Consider the following 19,633-nt stretch of genomic DNA (forward strand, 5'->3'; position numbering starts at 1 on the left):
CGTGACCGACACCGACCAGTTCGTAGATCGCCGTACCCCCTCCGAAACCCTGCGGCGCGTGGGGTCGGCGAGTTGGTCGCTGATCGGGATCGTGGTGGTGATGCTGATGGTCGCGGGCGCCATCGGCGCAGTCAGCGGCATCCTCGTCCCGCTGGTGATCGCGGTGATCATCGGCATCGTTATGGAGCCGCTCTCGGAGATATTGCAGCGGCGCGGGGTTCCCGCGACTCTCGCGGCGGTCTTGTGTTTGGTTGTGCTGTTGTCAGTGGCCGCCGGGACCATTGCGATCGTCGTTCTCGGGTTCCTCGATCAGTGGCCCGAGATCCTCCGGCAGATCAACGTCGGGTGGAGCGCTCTCATCGACTGGCTGAACAGCCACGACTCCGACACAGCGTGGCTCGAGCACGTACGTACCGCTGTCGAGCAGTACGCACCGGAAGTGGGTCAGGGGGTCCTCGGCGCGGTCACCAGTACGGTGTACGGCCTGTTCGCCCTCGCCATGGGCCTGTTCTTCTCCGCCTTCTTCCTCTTCTTCGTGCTGCGCGATGGTGCAGAGTTCCCGGAATGGTTCGCGCGGACGACGACCTTCCCCGTCGACGAGGTGAGCGCGGTGGTCGACCAGTGCCGAGGATCGCTGCGCGGGTACTTTCGCGGAACAGCCATCACCGCACTGGTGACCGCACCGATCTTCGTGATCCCGATGCTCATCCTCGGGGTTCCGCTGGTGATCCCAGTCTTCGTCCTGTATTTTTTTCTCTCCTTCATCCCGTTCCTAGGCGCATGGATCACCGGCGTCTTCGCGGTACTCATCGCGTTCGGGTCGGGCGGGTCGACTGCGGCGATCATCATCGGCGTCACGTTCATGATCTCCAACGGCACCATCCAGAGTGCGGTGAGTTCGTGGGCGCTGGGCTCGTCGTTGAAGATCCACCCCGTCGTCGTTCTCCTGTCGACGATGGTCGGCGGGGCCGTCGGGGGACTCCTCGGGATGGTGCTGGGCGCACCCGTAACGGCCGCGGTCGCCAAATCGATCGTCGCAATTCGACAGAGCAGAGCCGCGCGAGGCCAGAATCCCGCGCTCGAGTAAGGCGCTTGATTCTGCAAGCAGCGCAGGTCACGAACAAAAGTTGTGTGTGCCAGGTCTCCCATTCGCGAGTCGAGTCGATTCAGGTCACGAATAGCGGGACAATGTAGGGCGACTGAATATCAGACAGTTCCACAAGAACAACGATCAGAATGAGGTTGACCACACATGGCCTCCCAAGACCAGACGATCATCTACACCCTTACCGACGAGGCTCCGCGCCTCGCCACCGAAGCGTTTCTTCCGATCATCCGCACGTTCGCCGGTGCTGCCGGCATCGATGTCACGACGAGTGACATCTCGGTGGCCGCTCGTGTGCTGGCCGCGTTCCCGGAGGCCCTGACCGACGAGCAGCGCGTCGCCGACAACCTGGCCGAGCTGGGTCGCCTGACGCAGGACCCCTCCACCAACATCATCAAGCTTCCCAACATCAGCGCCTCGGTTCCGCAGCTCAACGCCGCGATCCACGAGCTGCAGGAGAAGGGTTACGCGGTCCCGGACTTTCCGCAGGATCCGAAGACCCCCGAAGAGGAAGAGATCCGCGACCGGTACTCCGCGTGCCTCGGTAGCGCGGTGAATCCCGTTCTGCGCGAGGGCAACTCGGACCGCCGTGCGCCGAAGGCGGTCAAGGAGTACGCGCGCAAGAACCCGCACAGCATGGGCAAGTGGTCCATGGCATCGCAGTCGCACGTCGCGCACATGACCCACGGCGACTTCTACGCCGGCGAGAAGTCGATGATCCTCGACCACGCCTGCGAGACGCGCATGGAGGTCGTGACCCCCGACGGCGAAGTCCACCTCATGAAGACGGTCCAGCTCGACAAGGGCGACGTCATCGACTCCATGTTCATGAGCAAGAAGGCGCTCCTCGAGTTCTACGAAGAGCAGCTCAACGATGCGCGCGACACCGGCGTGATGTTCTCGCTGCACGTCAAGGCGACCATGATGAAGGTCTCGCACCCCATCGTCTTCGGCCACGCCGTCAAGGTCTTCTACAAGGATGCGTTCGCCAAGCACGGCGCGCTCTTCGAGGAGCTCGGCGTCAACGTCAACAACGGACTCGCCGACCTGTATGAGAAGGTCGGCACCCTTCCCGCGTCGAAGCGCGAAGAGGTCGTCGCCGACATGCACCGTTGCCACGAGGGTCGCCCCGAACTGGCCATGGTCGACTCCGCCAACGGCATCACCAACTTCCACTCGCCGAGCGACGTCATCGTCGACGCGTCGATGCCCGCGATGATCCGCATCGGCGGCAAGATGTACGGCGCCGACGGGCGCAAGAAGGACACCAAGGCAGTGATGCCGGAGTCGACCTTCGCGCGGATCTACCAGGAGATCATCAACTTCTGCAAGACCAACGGCGCCTTCGACCCCACCACCATGGGTACCGTGCCGAACGTCGGTCTGATGGCGCAGAAGGCCGAGGAGTACGGCTCGCACGACAAGACCTTCGAGATCCCCGAGGGCGGTGTCGCGAACATCGTCGACGCCTCCACCGGTGAAGTCCTGCTGTCGCAGGATGTCGAGCAGGGCGACATCTGGCGCATGTGCATCGTCAAGGAAGCGCCGATCCAGGACTGGGTGAAGCTTGCGGTGACGCGTGCGCGTGCCTCGGGCATGCCCGCCGTGTTCTGGCTGGACCCGTACCGTCCGCACGAGAACAACCTGATCACCTTGGTGAAGAAGTACCTCGAGGACCACGACACCGAGGGACTGGACATCCAGATCATGTCCCAGGTCCGCGCCATGCGGTACACCCTGGAGCGTGCGATGCGCGGCCTCGACACCATCTCGGTGACCGGCAACATCCTCCGCGACTACCTCACGGACCTGTTCCCGATCCTGGAGCTGGGCACCAGCGCCAAGATGCTGTCGGTGGTTCCGCTGATGGCGGGCGGTGGCCTGTATGAGACCGGTGCCGGCGGTTCGGCGCCCAAGCACGTCAAGCAGCTCGTCGAAGAGAACCACCTGCGGTGGGACTCGCTCGGTGAGTTCCTGGCGCTGGCTGCGAGCCTGGAGGATCTCGGACGCAAGTACGACAACCCCAAGGCGACGATCCTCGCGACCACGCTCGACGCGGCCACCAGCACGTTGCTCGACAACCGCAAGTCGCCGTCGCGCAACACCGGTGAGCTCGACAACCGGGGAAGCCAGTTCTACCTGGCGCTCTACTGGGCGCAGGCGCTCGCGGCGCAGACCGAGGACGCTGACCTCGCCAAGCAGTTCGCGCCGCTGGCGGAGAAGCTGGCCGCCGACGAGAGCAAGATCGTCGACGAGATCGCGGCTGTGCAGGGGCACGCGGTCGACCTGGGCGGCTACTACATGGCCGACAGCGCGAAGCTGACCGCCGCGATGCGGCCGAGCCAGACGCTGAACGCAGACCTCGAGTCCGTGCGCGCCTGATCTTCTGTCGCCGACAAGCTGACAAGCCGCCGAACGCCCGACCTGCCCGCGCAGGTCGGGCGTTCGACGTTCGCCGGGTCTGACCCGCCCCGATACACTGCTTGACGTGACGATTGTTGGTGACGAGTCGCCCGACGGACCGCTGGTCGGCTCTCCGCTCGACTCGCCGCTGTTCGCCCTGTACGACGACTTCCTGCAGCAGCGTCCGGCTGCTGCCGACGAAGACGTGCACATGCTGGCCGACGTCGTCGACCACGTGATCGCTCGGTGCAGCGCGCCGGGCGACGTCGTCTTCGATCCGTTCGCAGGATTCGGCACCACGCTGGATCGCGCAGTGAGATTCGGTCGGCGCGGGCTCGGCATCGAACTGCTTCCCGAACGGGTGGCGTACTTGTGCGAGCGAGTTCCCGGCGCGCGCGTCTACGAGGGCGATGCGCGCGGGATGGTGCGTGTGCTCCGTGCACACGGTGAGTGCTCGGAGGGCCGCGTCGACCTGATTCTGACGTCGCCGCCGTACATGACCAGTGACGATCACGACGCCGACCCGCTCACCGCCTACGAGGAGGACGGTGGTGACTACTCCCGGTATCTGCGTGAGCTCGGGCTGGTGGCGGCACAGTGCGCGCACCTGGTGGCCCCCGGCGGTTTCGTGGTCTGGAACGTCGCCGACATCTGCCATCGAGGGGTGACGACGCATCTGATCGAGGACTGTCGCCGGGTGCTCGGCGAGCATCTGCGGGAGGTCGGGACCACCGACATCGTCTGGGACCGCTACCCGCACGATCTGGTGGCGGATGCGCTCCTGGTGTTCCGAAACGGTTAGTCGACAGTCGGTGCCGGGTCGGTGACGGCCGACAGCGACGCGGTGAGGTAGTCGTCTTCGGCGCTGTTGCCGCGCAACTCCAGGGCCGCCCGGTACGCCTCGGCGGCGGCCGCGGCGTCGCCCAGTTCGACCAGGGTGATGGCGCGCGCGACGTGGTACGGCCGATAGCGGGCCAGTGAGGTCTCCGCGAGGTCGTCGAGCATGCGCAGGCCGTGGTCGGCACCGAACGCGCGGCCCTCGGCGACGGCACGGCCGAGCTTCACCACCGGTCCGGCGTCGACGGCCTCCAACAATCGGTAGAGCACGGCGATCTGTTCCCAGTCGGTGCGCTCCACATCCGGACCCTCGGCGTGGACCGCGGCGATCGCCGCCTGAATCGCGTACGGCCCGGCCTCGGGTGAGCCGGCCGCCCGTTCGGCGAGCCGGAGTCCCTCGGCGATCATCGCTGCGTCCCACAGCCTGCGGTCTTGGTCGGCGAGCGGTACGGGCCGATCGCCGTCGATGCGGGCCGGTCGTCGTGCTTGGGTCAGCACCAGCAGCGCCAGCAGCCCGATGGTTTCGGCGCGCGGAAGCAGGCGCGCCAGCAGTCGTGCCAAGCGAACGGCCTCTGCGGTGAGGTCGTCGCGCACGTGCGCGGCGCCGGACGATCGAGCGAATCCTTCCGCGTACAGGAGGTAGACCACGCGCAGGACCCCGGCGGATCGTTCGGGGAGGTCGTCGGCGGTCGGGGGAGTGAACGGCACGCCTAGCGTCGAGAGTCGCTTCTTAGCCCGGACGATCCGCTGCTGCATGGTCGGGACCGGCACCAGCAGCGCGTGCGCGACCTCGGCGGTCGTCAAGCCCGCGACGAACCGCAGGGTCAGGGCGATGCGGTCTTCGGGTGTCAGGGTCGGATGGGCACAGGCGAAGAACATCCCTAGCCGGTCGTCGAGCAGAGTCTCGTCGGCCCGGTCGGCGGGGTCGGCGAACCCGGTCGGCTGCGGGTCGCGCTCGGACTCGAGGTGCAGTCTCGCCAGTTTCTCGTGCAGGACCTGCTGACGACGGATCACATCGAGCGCCTTGCGCTTGGCGGTGGTGGTCAGCCAAGCCTCCGTCGAGTCGGGTATCCCGGATTCCGGCCAGGTGACGAGGGCCTGCGCGAGCGCCTCCTGCAAGGCGTCCTCGGCGAGGTCGAGGTCGCCGAAACGGCCGGTCAGCCGGGCGATCAGTCGAGAACGCAGCTCGCGGTCGACATTCGCCACCGCCCGACGAGCCGCAGCGTCACGGTCCGCAGCGTCACGGTCCGCAGCGTCACGGGCCGTCGGGCGGCGGGATGATCCGGTCACGACTCAGTACGGGGCCAGCGGACGGATCTCGACGTGTCCGCCCGGAGCGGACCCCGGGCTGCGGCGAGCCCACGCGATCGCTTCATCGACGTTCGCGACCTCGATGATGTAGCCGCCGCCGACGAACTCCTGGACTTCGGCGAATGGTCCCGAGGATGCGACGACGCGCTCGCCGGCCTCGTCGGTGTGGACGATCACACGCTCGTCCTCAAGGGCGAAGGAACTGACGACGACGCCCGCGTCGGTGATCTCCTTGTCGAAGGCGAAGAAATCCTCGGGGCTCGCGCCGCCGTCCTCGCCGCAGGCGGGGTCGTTGACGTGGCCCATCAGCAGCAGTGCGTATTTCATGGCATCTCCCAGTGGTGTCGTTTCGAGCGGTGTCATGCCGAGCTGAACTGCCCGACACCATGGTGACGTATGGGAGCCTGCCAGATCGACAGCTCGGCGAGGCGCAGTGACTCCTACGCTTTCGCCAGCAGATTCCTCAGCACGTACTGCAGAATGCCGTCGTTGAGGTAGTACGCGGCCTCGGCCGGGGTGTCGATCCGCACCTTGGCGCCGAACTCCCGCGTCTGGCCACCGGATTCGACGGTCACCGTCACCTCGTCGGCAACGCCGTCGCCGTCGGCGATGCCGGAGACGGAGTAGACCTCGTCGCCGATCAGATCCAGCGATTCGGCGGAGTCGCCGTCCTGGAACTGCAACGGCAGCACGCCCATGCCGATCAGATTAGATCGGTGGATCCGCTCGTACGACTCCGCGATCACCGCGCGGACGCCCAGCAGTCGGGTGCCCTTGGCCGCCCAGTCGCGCGACGACCCGGATCCGTAATCCTTGCCCGCGAGGACGACCAGCGGGACTGCGTCCTTCTGGTAGGCAACGGAGGCGTCGTAGATAGTCATCTGCTCGCCGTCGGGCCAGTGCTTGGTGACGCCGCCCTCGACGCCCGGAACCAGCTGGTTGCGCAGTCGGACGTTGGCGAAGGTGCCTCGGATCATCACGTGATGATTGCCGCGCCGCGACCCGTACGAGTTGAAGTCCGCGCGCTCGATGCCGTTCTCGGTGAGATAGCGGCCCGCGGGGCCGTCGAGCTTGATGGCACCGGCGGGGGAGATGTGGTCGGTGGTGACCGAGTCGCCCAGCTTGGCGAGGACGCGGGCACCGCTGATATCGGTGATCGGTTGCGGTTCGCGAGTCATGCCGTCGAAGAACGGCGGCCGCTGGATGTACGTGGACGTCTCGTCCCAGTCGTAGACATCGCCGTCCGGGATGCTCATGCTGCGCCAGTTTCCGTCGCCGGCATACACGTCCGAGTAACCCTTGGTGAACATCCCGGCTTCGACGTTCTCGTCGACAGCCTTCTGAATGTCCTCCTCCGACGGCCAGATGTCGCGGAGGTACACCGGGTCGCCGTCGTCGTTCGCGTTCAGCGGCTCGGTGAGCAGATCGGTGTGCATGCTGCCTGCGAGGGCATACGCGATCACCAACGGCGGTGAGGCGAGGAAGTTCATCCGCACCTCCGGGTGGATGCGTCCCTCGAAGTTCCGGTTGCCCGACAGGACGGCCGAGACGTTCAGATCGTTCTCACCGATTGCGCCGCTCACCTCCGGGATCAACGGACCGGAGTTGCCGATACACGTGGTGCAGCCGTATCCGACCAGATGGAAGCCGAGCTGATCGAGGTAGGGCGTCAACCCCGAACGGTCGAAGTAGTCGGTCACCGCGCGTGAGCCGGGAGCGAGCGTGGTCTTGACCCACGGTCGGGTCCGCAGCCCCTTCTCGACGGCGTTCTTGGCCAGCAGCGCCGCGGCGAGCATGACCGCCGGGTTGGACGTGTTGGTGCACGAGGTGATCGCGGCGATGACGACGTCGCCGTGGTCGATGATGGCGTCCCGTCCGTCGATCGAGACCTCGACCGGATCGCTCGGCCATCCGAGCTTCTCGTTGGCGGTCAGCTGGTCGGCGGTGATGTGGCGTGGCGGAGCATCGTGTCCGGCCAGCGATCCCGGAGCGATCGGGTCGCTGGCCGGGAACGACGCGGCGGAGGCGCTGTCGACGCCGCCGGGGGTGCGTGATCCGACCTGATCGCCGAACAAGCCGAGCACGGTGCGCGGTGCGTCGCCGAGCGGGATGCGGTCCTGCGGACGGCTCGGTCCGGCGATCGACGCCTCGACGGTCGACAGATCGAGGTCGACGATGCGGGAGAAGTCGGGCACGTGATCCGGGTCGTGCCACAGCCCTTGGAGTTTGGCGTAGGCCTCGACCAGAGCGATCTGCTGATCGGCCCGGCCGGTCAATCGCAAGTAGTCGAGCGTGACGTCGTCGATGGGGAACATCGTTGCGGTGGAGCCGTACTCGGGGCTCATGTTGCCGATGGTCGCGCGCGTGGCCAGTGGCACATGCTGGACGCTGGGGCCGAAGAACTCGACGAACTTGCCGACCACCCCGATGCTGCGAAGCAGTTCCGCGACAGTGAGGACCAGATCCGTGGCGGTAGTGCCGTCGGTGAGTTCGCCGTTCAGTCGGACCCCGATCACCTGGGGGATCAGCATGCTGATCGGCTGGCCGAGCATCGCCGCCTCGGCCTCGATCCCTCCGACACCCCAGCCCAGCACGCCGAGTCCGTTGACCATGGGGGTGTGCGAGTCGGTGCCGACCAGCGTGTCCGGGTAGGCCTGCGTGACACCGTCGCGCTCGCGCGTGAACGTGACGCGGGAGAGGTACTCCAGGTTCACCTGGTGACAGATGCCGGTGTCGGGCGGCACCACGAGGAAGTCGTCGAAGGCCTGTTGCCCCCAGCGGAGCAGTTGGTAGCGCTCCTTGTTCCGTTCGAACTCCAGTTGCGAGTTGATGCCGAAGGCCTCGGCGCTGGCGAAGGCCTCGGCGATCACCGAATGGTCGATGACCAGCTCCGCCGGGATCTGCGGGTTGATCTTCGCCGGCGGACCGCCGAGCTCGGTCATCGCATCGCGCATGGCCACCAGATCGACCACACACGGGACGCCGGTGAAGTCCTGCATCAGCACGCGTGCCGGCGTGTACTGGATCTCCGGGTTCTGTTCCGATGTCGGATCCCAGTCGCGCACGGCTTCGACCTGAGCGGCGGTGACGACCGTGCCGTCCTCGTTTCGGAGGAGATTCTCGAGCAGGACTTTCAGACTGTAGGGGAGCCGAGCCGAGCCGACGATTCGATCGATCCGATGGACTTCGTACCTCGTGCCGCCGACGTCGAGTTGGTCCCGGCTCGCAAAGCTGTTCGTCGTCATTTGATCTTCTCCACCTTCCGCGTTTCGCACGGCGCGAGGTCGGGTCGTGCGAGGCATCCGACTACATCCGACGCTACGCGGGAAGATTGGAAAGGGGCCGGGTTCCGGCGTCTCGGCCTACTGGTGGCCGTTACGCACCACGTCTGTCTTCCGCACTTGGTCGCGACTGAGTGCGGAAGACCGAAATGGTGCGAGATGGAAACAGTGCGCGGTCTGCGTTTCCGCAGACCGCGCACTGTTCTTCGGGGTGACTGAGTAGCACGTTTGGCAACTCCGCCCCCAAGACGAAAACCCTGGTCAACCGCCTGGACCGTGGGGTCTACGCGGTCTCGCGACGGCCCGCGAGTGCCGCTCCGAGGGACGACCGCGGCCCCGTGGTGAGGACTGTCGAGACGGCTCAAACTTTTCTCACCGCCGCCGAGGTGGACGCGCTCGTCGGCGACTACCTGGCCGGGATGGGCGTGAAGGCTCTCGCTGAGAGGTACGGCATCCACCGCGCCACGGTGTTCTCCCACCTTCGCCGCCGTAACGTCCCAAGCCGCCGACCGGGGCTGGGTATCGACGAGAAGGCAGAGGCTGTGCGCCTGGCGCGAGCGGGCGTCTCGATGCGGGCGATCGGGCGCCGGATGGGTGTGGACCGCAAGGCCGTGCGGTCGGCGCTGGTCGACGCCGGCGTCATCATGGACGTCGGGCCGAGAACTACTGATCGGTGACACGCAGGACATGGGGACCCAGGGGTCAGGACAACTCGGGGAATGCTTCGTACTTGTGTCGCCGGTTGTCGAATGCCGGCTTGGTTCCTTCAAGGACGTTGAGAGCGAACTTCGCAACGTCGAGTTCAGCGATGCTCCCACTGTTTACGGTGAAGCGTCGATCGTTCATTTGGCAGTGCACGATCTGGTCGGCATCGCCGACGACGGCGAGGTTGGCGTTGTGAGTGACGACGATCGTCTGTCGGCGTCCTGCGGCTTCATGAATCGCTGGCACGAGCTTGGATGTGATGGTCTCGTTGTCCAGGTTCTCTTCGGGTTGGTCCAGCAGCAACGGAGTGGTTCTCCGGTCCACGACAAGGTAGAACAGCGCGAGCACAAGGCCACGCTGTCCGGGTGACAGCTGAGAGAGCGGAAGCCCATCACCGGTGAGACCGAACCGGACCTCCAGCCAGGACAGGTCGAACCTGCTCATGAGGAAGTCGTCGATGGTTGTGTTGTTGCGAAGTGCGGTTGCTGGGTTCCGGTACTCGCCGCCGGCCTCTCCTCGTTCATGCTCCAGACGGTCGAATGCCTCTCGAAGTTGGGTCGCGAGCTGATCCCAGCTCGTGTCCTCGACACGCTGTGGCAACTCTATGAGCCAGTCGGAGAACTCCCCATTCTTGCGGCCGTCTAGGCCGGCTGCGACACTCCTCCATGCTGGGAGGATGCGTAGTTCAGCGTTGAACTCAAGTCCCGCGTTCTTGACTACATCAGACTGTGCGATGAATGTGGATGCCGGAGCGTACAGACTCTCAACCGCGTGTAATTGCGCTTCTAGAGCCTCGTGGACTCGACGTGAGCAAAGCATGATCTCGTCACGAAGCTCAGACATCTTGGTTGGCGCTTCATCGATACGCCGCAGCAAGGATGAGAGTCCAGCATGAGACTCTTCATCATCCTCGTCTCCGACGAGCGCCGTCACCCGTTCCTCTGATTGGAGGACGCGTTGTCGAGCGCGTTCACGTGCGCTGTCGGCTGCAGCGAGTGCATCTGCGTTCTCGCGCCTTGCCTTCTCCTGAACTTCGAGGTCTTGATCAACCTGATCGCGCTCGCGCTTCAGGGCGGCCAGTGACTCTTCCTCCTTTGTGAGCCATGTCTGATATCTCCCGGCGTTGACTGTCAGTTGGAGGTAGGGGCTCCCGGTCCCTCCATCGTCGAGAAGTGCCTCGGCCTCGCTGTTCAGCGTGGCAACGTCGGCCTGAATCGCTTCGGCCCGGTGTGCGATCGCTTCCATCCCGCCCAGCCGTTGGCGGGACTTGGCCTGTTGCTGTTCGTTGGCACTTCGGCGGGTCGTCAGTTCTGACCGCGAGGTCTCGATCTCCTCGGAGCGCTGCATCAGCGCAGTGAGGTGCCCGTCATCCTTGCTTGCAGTGTCGATCTCAGCGAGCGCAGCTCTCGCCGTTTCGAGATCCTTCTTCGCCGCGTCGATATCAGCCTGCTTGAAGTCCAGACGACTCTGGACTTCGGATGCTTGATTGCTTGCTCGGAAGGCAGCGATTGCAACATAGCCACGCACCGCAGTCCGTAGTTCTGCGCGGAGTCTCGTCAGGTCGTCTTGGGAGGTTCGAGTCTTCTGAGTCAGGAGTGCGTCGAAGGTCTTCTCGCCAGCGCGTTCATCCTCGGGGATGTGAGTGAAGAGAACCGTACGAAGCTCGCGTTCAAACTCGTCGGCGTCGTCTGCCGCCGGGTCAAGGTTGCACACTCGCTCGACGAACATCTGTGGCAGGTATTCGACCAGGACGGGAGCCGCATTGTCGTGTGGTTGATTCAGTTGGGCCTGCCGTGCAGTGCCCGTGGCCCAAATGATCTCCGCGCGATACTCCCTGGCGACCTTCTGATTCTGTGCGCTGAGGAACCGAGTGGGGCTTAGGAAGGCGAACTCGCTACTGCGTGATGAGTTTCCGCCCAGGGCGATGCAGTCGAGGAGTGCGGACTTACCTTGGCCCTTGTTCCCGACTACTGCCACGAATCCTGAGTTGAGCGGGAGGTCGTGGCTGAAGAGGTCGCGATCCTCATTTTCGGAGCCGACTCGGATTCTCTCGATGAACCGCTCCGGATTCTTCCGCATTCTTGCGAGCGCGGGCGGTTCTAGTCCAACGAAGACCCGGCGATCAAACTCTTCAATCGCGTAGGCAAGGCCGGCAAGGGTTGGAGTCGTGTTGAGCCAGGTCTGGCAGGCTCCGAGGCGCATGTGTTGATCGGAGCCTGAGAAGTGATGCGCGTCGCTACAGTCCAAGAGTTGGTGGGTGACGTTGCTGTTGCGGAGGTCTTCCACGTCTGCCTGCCACCGGGTCGTGTCCTCGTACGCGGTGAAGATGAACTGAGCCGAGTTGATGACGTTCTTCTTTGCGGCAATTGATTGGTCATTCCACTTGATATCGCGCCACTCGGTCTTGCCGATCCCGATGAGCGCACGACCTTTGAAGTACGAGCCGGCGAGTATCGCCTGAACGTCATCAAGCCCGACATTCAGGTTGTTGAACCCCTCTCGGAGGTCCGAATCGTAGTTCGACAGGTGCTCGGCCGGGACAGATTCCTTGATTCTGTGGCCGAGGTCGGTCAGAGAGTCTCACCACGCGGTGCTCTGGGTCAGTGAGTGGCCGCGGTCGCTGGTGTATCCGGGGTTCTTGTCGCCGGTGCTGCTGTCCACCGGCATCCAGCGGTCGTTCTCGCTGATCTGCACCCCGATGCGCTCCGACCAGGCCGCCCGCGACATCCGCAAGAAGAAGGTTGAGCACATCTCTGACCAAGCCCAGCGCGCGAAGATCGGCCAGATCGAGGACGCCTCCCAGACCGCCGAGTACCACGACGTGCTCCAGCAGGAAGCCGACCTCACCGCCGGGCACGGCATCCTGCGCTACACCGGCCTGATCGCCGTTTCCGCGCCCACCGTGGAGGAACTCGACGCGGCGGTCGCCGCCATTGAGCAAGCTGCGATCCAGGCATCTTGTGAGACCCGGCTCCTCGTCGGCCAGCAAGCCGCAGCGTTCACCGCCGCCGCGCTCCCGCTGTGCCGGCGGGTCTAAAACAAAGGGCGTGGGAGCTACTCAGTCGCGTCCTTGGGGTAGCTGGCGGAACTCTTCCTGGGCAGGGCGATTGACTCTCGCAAGCACGCTTGCCAACTCGGCCAGCGTCTCTTCGCCGAGCATTGAAGGATCAGTGACCATCCTGGACATCAGCTCCCGCACCTCGCTGGGCGGCAGTTCTGCGATCTTCGATTCGATCTCGGCGATGTTCTCCACATCGAGGATGTCCGCGCTCCGAACCATCCTCATCTGCTCCTCGCTGAATGCGCGCGCGGCCATTGCTGCGAGATACCGGGCTTGGGCTTCTGCGCTGGACATCTTCGGGCGAGGTGCGGCTACAGCGATCTCAGCTGAGGATTGATCGGAGTCAACGGGGAGGCGGTCAGATTCGAGGGAAACGCGGTCTGCCTTCAGCGGGCGTTTTGGACGCAACTGGGACAACCGGACGCGTTGTTCGCCTACGAATGGACGAACTGACTCCGTCCACCACTTCTTGACGTGGGGTTTGGCCCGCTCGATTCCCTTGGCCATGAACGCGATGAGCACCTCGCTGATGAGATCAGCCAGCTCTTGTTGTTCTGGGGTCAGGCGCCTTTCCTCAGCCGGAACATAAACGTGCTCTGTGACGTACTCCGTGACATAGACGGGATCGGGGTCAACCTCCTCGGCAGGGACGAACCGCGCACTTCCCTTCAAGCTGCCGTCAGCATCGAACAGGTTCTGGTGAAGCCCGCCCTCCTTCTTGCGTCCCGGGGTCAAGTCATCGTCGTCCCACTCGTAATACCCCGGAATGCGTCCCACGAACCCATCGTATCGAGCGAGTTCGCGAGCCACCGGAGAAGTGGATGACTCAGCGCACCTCCCAGTCACACGCACCAGGGAGGTCCACGATGCCCACGTTCTTCGATTCGACTGCCGACGCTGCTGAGGCGTCCGAGGCGCTGCGGGGGTTGGCTCACGCGAGCCGTACGTTCGATCAGCCCGCGCAGATGTATGGGGTGATCGGCGACCTGTCGTCGGGGATGCGGTCGCTGCGGCAGGTGCTCGATCAGATCGCCGATGTTCACGAGCGCAAGGCCGCGCATGCGTTCGACGACGACGGAAGCCACGAGGTCGGGGTGCGGGATGCGCTTGCTGCTGCGGAGGAGCTGCACCAGGCTGCGAGTCTCGTCGACCGGGCCTACGAGCGGCTCGCGGAGGGTTTCATCGCGGCCGGGCGGATCGCATGGCACCCCGACCCGGCAGTCGAGGAGGCCGCGCCGTCGAGGTGGGTCAACGTGGTGTTCCTCCAGGGCGATGAGGCCGACAGGCCGTTGCGCATCCTCGATGAGCTGGGGCATGTCGATGCGGTGGACTACCTCGCGCAGTGGGACTACGGGGACGAGACCACGCAGGCTGCGCTGGAGAACGGGTACGTCTACGACGAGCCCGGCGAGGGCACCAACGATCAAGTGGCGATCTCCGGCGATTACGCGCTGGTCGTTAACCCGCACCTCGGCTACGTCTCGCTGCTGCGCCGCTACATCGAACCCGGCATCGAGGCCCAGGAAGCCGAGCAGACCGGGCCGTCTCCGATGCGGGATGGCCCGGAGTTGCTGGTGTCGTACTCCTCTCCAGGTGCTCCGAAGCCGGCCGATCTTCCGGCCTCGAAGCCGGACGGGTCGTGGTTCGAGCCGACCAAGATCACCGCGGTCAAGCGGGCGCGGGAGCTGGGGCTGTGACCCAGGATCGGGAACGGCTGCACACCGCCGTTCTGGTGGCACCGTCGAAGGAACGGCGGAAGCTCCGCAAGCAGCGCCGCCGAGCAGAAGCCCGCTTGCATGCCGAGCAGCGTAAGGCTGCGCTCGGCGCTGCGAAGGCGAAGGCCGAGCAGGAGCGGGCCGAGCGGCGCGCCACGGTCTACCTGCCGAAGGCCGGCGAGCCAGGTGCCGCGCGGTTGCGGACGCCAGGCCGGTTCCGTCTGACCAGACACCAGGACACGTCCGCCACCCTGGCGGGTGCGTATCCGTTCGTCGCCGAGGGCGGTCTCGGTGCCGATGGGGTGTTCGTGGGTCAGGACCTGTACTCGGGTGGGAGCTTCGTCTACGACCCGTGGGTGCTGTACGCACGCGGCATCATCACCGCCCCGAACGTGGTGCTGGCCGGAATCGTCGGCTCCGGGAAGTCGAGCCTCGCCAAATCGCTCTACACCCGGTCGTTGCCGTTCGGGCGGCGCGTGTACGTTCCCGGCGACCCGAAGGGCGAGCACACCGCAGTCGCCAACGCCGTCGGCGGACGTGCCATCGTGCTCGGCCACGGCCTCAACACCCGCCTGAACCCGCTCGACGAAGGCCACCGACCAGCGGGCCTCTCCGACGAGCAGTGGACCAACACGGTTGCGGCGCGGCGTCGTGACCTGATCGGTGCGCTTGCCGAGACCGTGCTCGCGCGCGGGTTGTCGCCGTTGGAGCACACCGCGATCGACATCGCCCTGACCCAGACGGTGCGGGAGAACGACGTGCCGATCCTGCCGATGGTCGTCGATCGCATCCTTGCGCCCAGCACGGATGCCGACGGCAGGCTGGCCGAGGATGGGCGTCTGGTCGGTCACGCGCTGCGCCGGCTCGTGGCCGGTGACCTGGCCGGGCTGTTCGATGGGCCGTCCACGGTCCGGTTCGATCCGTCGTTGCCGATGATCTCCCTCGATCTGTCGCGGGTCACGGAGAACTCGACGCTGATCTCGGTGTTGATGACGTGCTCGTCGGCGTGGATGGAGTCCGCGCTGCTCGACCCGAACGGTGGGCAGCGGTGGGTGATCTACGACGAAGCCTGGCGGCTCATGTCCCACCCGGCGCTGTTGCGGCGGATGGACGCGCACTGGCGACTCGCGAGGCATTACGGGATCGCGAACATGCTGATCTTCCACAAGCTCACCGACCTCGACAACGTGGGCGACCAAGGCTCGGCGATGCGGTCGCTGGCCAACTCCTTGTTGGCGAACGCGGAGACGCGGATCGTGTACCGGCAGGAGTCCGACCAGCTCGGCCCGACCGCGACCGCCCTCGGCTTGACCGGTACCGAGCAGCAGCTCTTGCCGAACCTCGGCGTCGGTCAAGGCCTGTGGCGGATCAAGGCCAGGAGCTTCGTTACCCAGCATCAGCTGCATCCGGCCGAGCTCGCCTTGTTCGACACCAGCAGCCGCGCGGCGGGAGGCCACCGATGAACCTCACCAGCCCGCGCCGATCCAACCCGAACGACGACGAGCAGCCGGTTCCGGTTGAGCTGCCGCACGTCCTCGTCATCGTCGCCGCCGACGGAACACTGACCGCGACCGTCGATGGGACACCATTCCCGGCACCCGGCGAGACCGTGTGGATGCGGGCGACGTTCGGGCCACTGATGGATGCCATTACCAGGGACCGAACCGTCGCGGTCCGGGTGGAGGTGCGGGAGTGCGACGGGAGCGTCTTCACCGACATCATCCGCCCCCGCACACCCCGACGCGCCGCACCCGTGCCCGAGATGCCGGTGCCGGAGACACGGCGCAGTCGCCACGCACGCCGGGTGCCGCGCTTGATGGAGGTCACCGCCGACGGGTTCGTCCCCGGTGAGGATGTCGCCGTCGCTGTGATCGTGTCCCAGACCGACGCCACCGGAACCGGCGCCGCCCGCGCGCTCATCGACCTCGACCCCCTCCCCGACGCCGCCGGGCAGGAAGTCATCCTGCTCGGGCGTGTCTCGGGCACGTTCGCGGTGCGGCGGCTGACATGAACCAGCGACAAGCAGGCGGCATGGGCGACGAACTCACCAACGCCGCCCTGATCGGGCTGATCGGCATGTTCGGCATCGCGCTCGTCCTGCGCGCAGCCGGCAGCATCACCGCGTTCCTCACCGGCCTGCCGCAACCAGACGCCGGCCCGGCTACGGGACTCGGGGTGCTGTTCAACCCCGCCGACCCCGCGACCGCGCTCGGTGCCGAGGGGCTCAATCCGATCCTGTACTGGCTCGTCAGTGCCGTCATGCTCGGAGGGCTCGCCGCCATCGCAGCGTGGGTCTGGATCGTGCTGCGCCGCCACACCAGGAAGACCGAGACCGACCCGCACCGCCTCGCCGGGATCGCCACCAGCCAGGAGGTGAAGACTGCCGCGTCAGCGAAGGCACTGCTCCACCGTGCCGGGACGCTGCGGCCGTCGCTGGAATCCCCAACGCCGGAGGATGTCGGCTACCTGCTCGGAGCCAGTCGCGGCACGAAGGTGTGGGCATCGGTCGAGGACTCGATCCTGCTGATCGGTCCGCCCCGCTCTGGCAAAGGCCTGCATGTGGTCATCAACGCGATCCTCGACGCCCCCGGCGCGGTCGTCACCACCAGCACGAGGCCTGACAATCTCACCGCCACCCTCCGCGCCCGTCGCCGTCGCGGCGGGCCGGTCGCGGTGTTCGATCCCCAGCGCCTGGCCGAGGGCATCCCTGCCGGGCTGCGCTGGTCACCCGTGCGCGGCTGCCACGACCCGCTCACAGCGATGATCCGCGCCAACGGCCTCGCTGCCGCCACCGGCCTCTCCGCTGGTGGGATGGAGTCCGGTGGCTTCTGGGAAGGCAAGACCCGCACCGCGCTTCAGAGCTTGCTGCACGCCGCAGCCCTCGACGGCCGACCACCCGCCGAGCTGTTCAGATGGACCCTCGACCCCTCGGCTGCGTCTGAGGCGGTCGCGATCCTGAACTCCCATCCGAACGCGGCGATGGGGTGGGACGACTCACTGGCCGCGATGATCGACGCTGATCCCAAGACCCGCGACAGCATCTGGCAAGGCGTCTCCCTCGCACTCGGCGCCCTTGCCGACCCCCGCGTGCTCGACGCGGTGTCACCTGGGCCGCACGAGCAGTTCGACCCCGAAACCTTCCTCACCGAACAGGGCACCCTCTACCTGCTCGCCACCGGAGCCGGGGCCGGCGCATCCGCGTCGCTGGTTGCGGCGTTCGTCGAAGACCTGATCGAGACCGCGCGCCGACTCGCCGCCCGCTCACCCGGAGCCCGACTCGACCCACCCCTGCTGCTCGCGCTCGACGAGATCGGCAACCTCGCGCCGCTGCCGTCCCTTCCGACACTCATGGCCGAAGGCGGCGGCACCGGGATCACGACCATGCCCGTGTTGCAGTCGCTCGCCCAAGCCCGCGACCGGTGGAGCGAGCACCAGGCCGGCGCGATCTGGGACGCCAGCATTGTCAAGATCATCCTCGGCGGCGCATCCAACAGCCGCGACCTCCAAGACCTCTCCACCCTCATCGGCGAACGCGACGAGTACACCGACAGTGTGACCCTCGGAGACCGCGGCACCCGCTCCAACCAACGCTCTGTTCGCCGCGTCCCGATCCTGCCGCCCGACCGCATCCGCACGCTGCCGTTCGGCACCGGCATCACCATGCTCCGCTCCGCACCACCCATCATCACCGACCTGCGCGCCTGGCCCACCCGACAGGATGCCACGCAACTGCGCAGCGACCGCGCCGAACTCGAAGCACTCCTGCGCCGCCCCGCACCCTGACGACTCTGGGTGCCGGGGCGCACCTGCCTGACACAGCGACTACATGCAGCTGGTCGCCCGAGTTCAGGAGGACGCCATCATGGCCATTCGCACCCACCAGTCCATCTCCGGTTTCGTTGCTTCGGACCCGCAGCTCAGTCAGACCGAACGCGGCGACGCACGCCTCTACTTGAAGGTCGGGATCGAGCACTACCGCAAGGAACCCGACAACACCTTCACGCAGTTGGAGACGACCTTCCACGACCTCATCGCGTATCGCGGTGCCGCCGAGCAGGGGGCTGAGCGTCTGACCAAGGGCGACAACATCATCGCCGACGGAAGGGTGCGCGACTACTCCTACGAGCGGAACGGCCAGCGGTACGAAGGCGAGGAGTTCATCGCGACTCGCATCGGTCACGACCTCGCCCGCACGCGCTACGAGGTGGATCGCACCGAGCGGTCTGCGGCCGGGCGCGACTCAGCCGCCTTCGCTGCACCTCAGCAGGCCGCAGCGCCGAGCGCGACCGCAATCGGGATGTGAGCAGGCATCATGACCGATCAGTTTCCTGAGCACGATGACATGCCACCCGAGCCGGTCCTGGCGGCACCCCGGTTCGACACACCTGAGCCGCCGCACCCGGTCAACTGGAATCTCCTCACCGCGAACGATCTGGAAGCCGAGCTGCTCGAACTGAATCGCTGGGTGGACTGGCTCCGTCGTACATACGGTCTTCCAGCCAGCGTCGTGCCGCCGTACTGGCACCGCCACCCCGAACTCCTGTGGGAGCTGTCCGCGCTGCACCTTCACTGGCTGTGCGCCTACGACCCCGACCAGAACGGCTCCGCCCCACTCGGCTGGCACCGCGACTTCGCCGATGCCCGCGCCAGGCTCCGCGATTGGGTGGCCGCCTGCGGAACACGCCTCGACCGCGACCGACCGACACGACAGACGAGCTGGCCGGGCGAAGACCCCGCACACCCCATCGAGGACTCGCCGATCACCGACCGCGACGAAGACTTCGTCCGGTTCGTCCTGGACGAGGTCGCGGCGCCAAGAGGCAGAGGACGCCTTCTTCGCCGCTGCCGACCCGGAGACGGGTGAGGTGTGAGTCATGGCTCGCCGCTACGCACGGAAGACCGGGCAACGCCAGCAGAGCGAGCGCGAGCTGACGATCCGCGCCGACTTCCACGATCCGCCCGACCTGGACAAGCTCAGTGAACTGCTGATCCGTATGGCGCTCCAGCAGTCGGGCTCGTGCCGTTCGGAAGATGCGACTCGACCGAAACGTCCCCGTGCTTCGGCGGGCTCGTCGTCGTAGAATGAAGACATCCGCCGCGGATGGCGGATGTTGTGGTCCTAGCGCTTCGCCACCACGGCGAGGCAAAGCAAACGTGGCCGACTCGGCCTAGTCCTACAGCCTTCGGGCTCTTCTCACGATCAACATCCGCCTTC

The 19,633-nt window shown here is 65.9% G+C and carries 16 protein-coding genes and 1 pseudogene; 12 read left to right on the plus strand and 5 right to left on the minus strand.

Annotation, left to right across the window (positions count from 1 at the left end; translation table 11 throughout):
* The first annotated feature begins 1 nt into the window (after position 1).
* The 3 genes from GX543_RS07970 (at position 2) to GX543_RS07980 (ending at position 4,310) form a co-directional block, all read left to right on the plus strand.
* Positions 2-1,087 carry an AI-2E family transporter gene (locus tag GX543_RS07970; protein WP_290851113.1) on the plus strand — a complete coding sequence of 362 codons (1,086 nt, stop codon included), beginning with the start codon at positions 2-4 and terminating at the stop codon, positions 1,085-1,087.
* A gap of 165 nt (positions 1,088-1,252) precedes the next feature.
* Positions 1,253-3,487, plus strand: a complete 2,235-nt coding sequence (locus GX543_RS07975; RefSeq protein WP_290851114.1) for an NADP-dependent isocitrate dehydrogenase — start codon at positions 1,253-1,255, stop codon at positions 3,485-3,487.
* A gap of 106 nt (positions 3,488-3,593) precedes the next feature.
* On the plus strand, positions 3,594-4,310 hold the full coding sequence (locus GX543_RS07980) for a DNA methyltransferase (protein WP_290851115.1): 717 nt from the start codon (positions 3,594-3,596) through the stop codon (positions 4,308-4,310).
* Here GX543_RS07980 and GX543_RS07985 read toward each other — a convergent pair.
* From GX543_RS07985 to GX543_RS07995, 3 genes are all read right to left on the minus strand, one after another.
* The gene (locus GX543_RS07985) at positions 4,307-5,551 is read right to left on the minus strand and encodes a sigma-70 family RNA polymerase sigma factor (RefSeq protein ID WP_290851130.1); all 1,245 of its coding nucleotides are present in this window, start codon (positions 5,549-5,551) and stop codon (positions 4,307-4,309) included. The genes GX543_RS07980 and GX543_RS07985 overlap by 4 nt on opposite strands.
* Positions 5,552-5,638: 87 nt before the next feature.
* Positions 5,639-5,983: a YciI family protein gene (locus tag GX543_RS07990; protein ID WP_290851116.1), complete on the minus strand. Its 345-nt coding sequence runs from the start codon at positions 5,981-5,983 to the stop codon at positions 5,639-5,641.
* A 113-nt stretch (positions 5,984-6,096) separates the two neighbouring features.
* Positions 6,097-8,901, minus strand: a complete 2,805-nt coding sequence (locus GX543_RS07995) for an aconitate hydratase (RefSeq protein ID WP_290851117.1) — start codon at positions 8,899-8,901, stop codon at positions 6,097-6,099.
* Between the two features lie 374 nt (positions 8,902-9,275).
* Here GX543_RS07995 and GX543_RS08000 point away from each other — a divergent pair, with 374 nt between their 5' ends.
* Positions 9,276-9,614, plus strand: a complete 339-nt coding sequence (locus tag GX543_RS08000) for a hypothetical protein (protein ID WP_290851118.1) — start codon at positions 9,276-9,278, stop codon at positions 9,612-9,614.
* Between the two features lie 25 nt (positions 9,615-9,639).
* On the opposite strand, the pseudogene GX543_RS08005 reads toward GX543_RS08000, so the two are convergent.
* Positions 9,640-12,222, minus strand: a pseudogene (locus GX543_RS08005) (TrlF family AAA-like ATPase); the annotation flags it as partial.
* Between the two features lie 10 nt (positions 12,223-12,232).
* On the opposite strand from GX543_RS08005, the gene GX543_RS08010 reads away from it, so the two are divergent.
* Positions 12,233-12,679 (plus strand): SCO6880 family protein, encoded by a 447-nt coding sequence (locus tag GX543_RS08010; RefSeq protein ID WP_290851120.1) that lies wholly within the window; start codon positions 12,233-12,235, stop codon positions 12,677-12,679.
* 21 nt (positions 12,680-12,700) lie between these two features.
* On the opposite strand, the gene GX543_RS08015 is transcribed toward GX543_RS08010, so the two are convergent.
* Positions 12,701-13,480, minus strand: a complete 780-nt coding sequence (locus GX543_RS08015; RefSeq protein WP_290851121.1) for a hypothetical protein — start codon at positions 13,478-13,480, stop codon at positions 12,701-12,703.
* Positions 13,481-13,569: 89 nt separating this feature from the next.
* Here GX543_RS08015 and GX543_RS08020 point away from each other — a divergent pair, with 89 nt between their 5' ends.
* The 7 genes from GX543_RS08020 to GX543_RS08050 all read left to right on the plus strand — a co-directional run bounded on the left by GX543_RS08020 (position 13,570) and on the right by GX543_RS08050 (position 19,499).
* Positions 13,570-14,400: a hypothetical protein gene (locus GX543_RS08020; protein WP_290851122.1), complete on the plus strand. Its 831-nt coding sequence runs from the start codon at positions 13,570-13,572 to the stop codon at positions 14,398-14,400.
* On the plus strand, positions 14,397-15,881 hold the full coding sequence (locus GX543_RS08025; RefSeq protein WP_290851123.1) for an ATP-binding protein: 1,485 nt from the start codon (positions 14,397-14,399) through the stop codon (positions 15,879-15,881). Before GX543_RS08020 ends, GX543_RS08025 begins: the two co-directional genes overlap by 4 nt.
* The gene (locus GX543_RS08030) at positions 15,878-16,429 is read left to right on the plus strand and encodes a hypothetical protein (protein WP_290851124.1); all 552 of its coding nucleotides are present in this window, start codon (positions 15,878-15,880) and stop codon (positions 16,427-16,429) included. Before GX543_RS08025 ends, GX543_RS08030 begins: the two co-directional genes overlap by 4 nt.
* Positions 16,426-18,201 carry a type IV secretory system conjugative DNA transfer family protein gene (locus tag GX543_RS08035; protein ID WP_290851125.1) on the plus strand — a complete coding sequence of 592 codons (1,776 nt, stop codon included), beginning with the start codon at positions 16,426-16,428 and terminating at the stop codon, positions 18,199-18,201. The genes GX543_RS08030 and GX543_RS08035 overlap by 4 nt, the downstream gene beginning before the upstream one ends.
* Positions 18,202-18,280: 79 nt before the next feature.
* The gene (locus tag GX543_RS08040) at positions 18,281-18,721 is read left to right on the plus strand and encodes a single-stranded DNA-binding protein (RefSeq protein WP_290851126.1); all 441 of its coding nucleotides are present in this window, start codon (positions 18,281-18,283) and stop codon (positions 18,719-18,721) included.
* 9 nt (positions 18,722-18,730) lie between these two features.
* The gene (locus GX543_RS08045) at positions 18,731-19,282 is read left to right on the plus strand and encodes a hypothetical protein (RefSeq protein ID WP_290851127.1); all 552 of its coding nucleotides are present in this window, start codon (positions 18,731-18,733) and stop codon (positions 19,280-19,282) included.
* 10 nt (positions 19,283-19,292) lie between these two features.
* Entirely contained in the window at positions 19,293-19,499 is a 207-nt protein-coding gene (locus tag GX543_RS08050; protein ID WP_290851128.1) for a hypothetical protein, read from the plus strand.
* The last annotated feature ends 134 nt before the right edge of the window (positions 19,500-19,633 follow it).

This window comes from Gordonia sp. (in: high G+C Gram-positive bacteria) (genome assembly GCF_012515855.1).
Lineage (GTDB): Bacteria > Actinomycetota > Actinomycetes > Mycobacteriales > Mycobacteriaceae > Gordonia.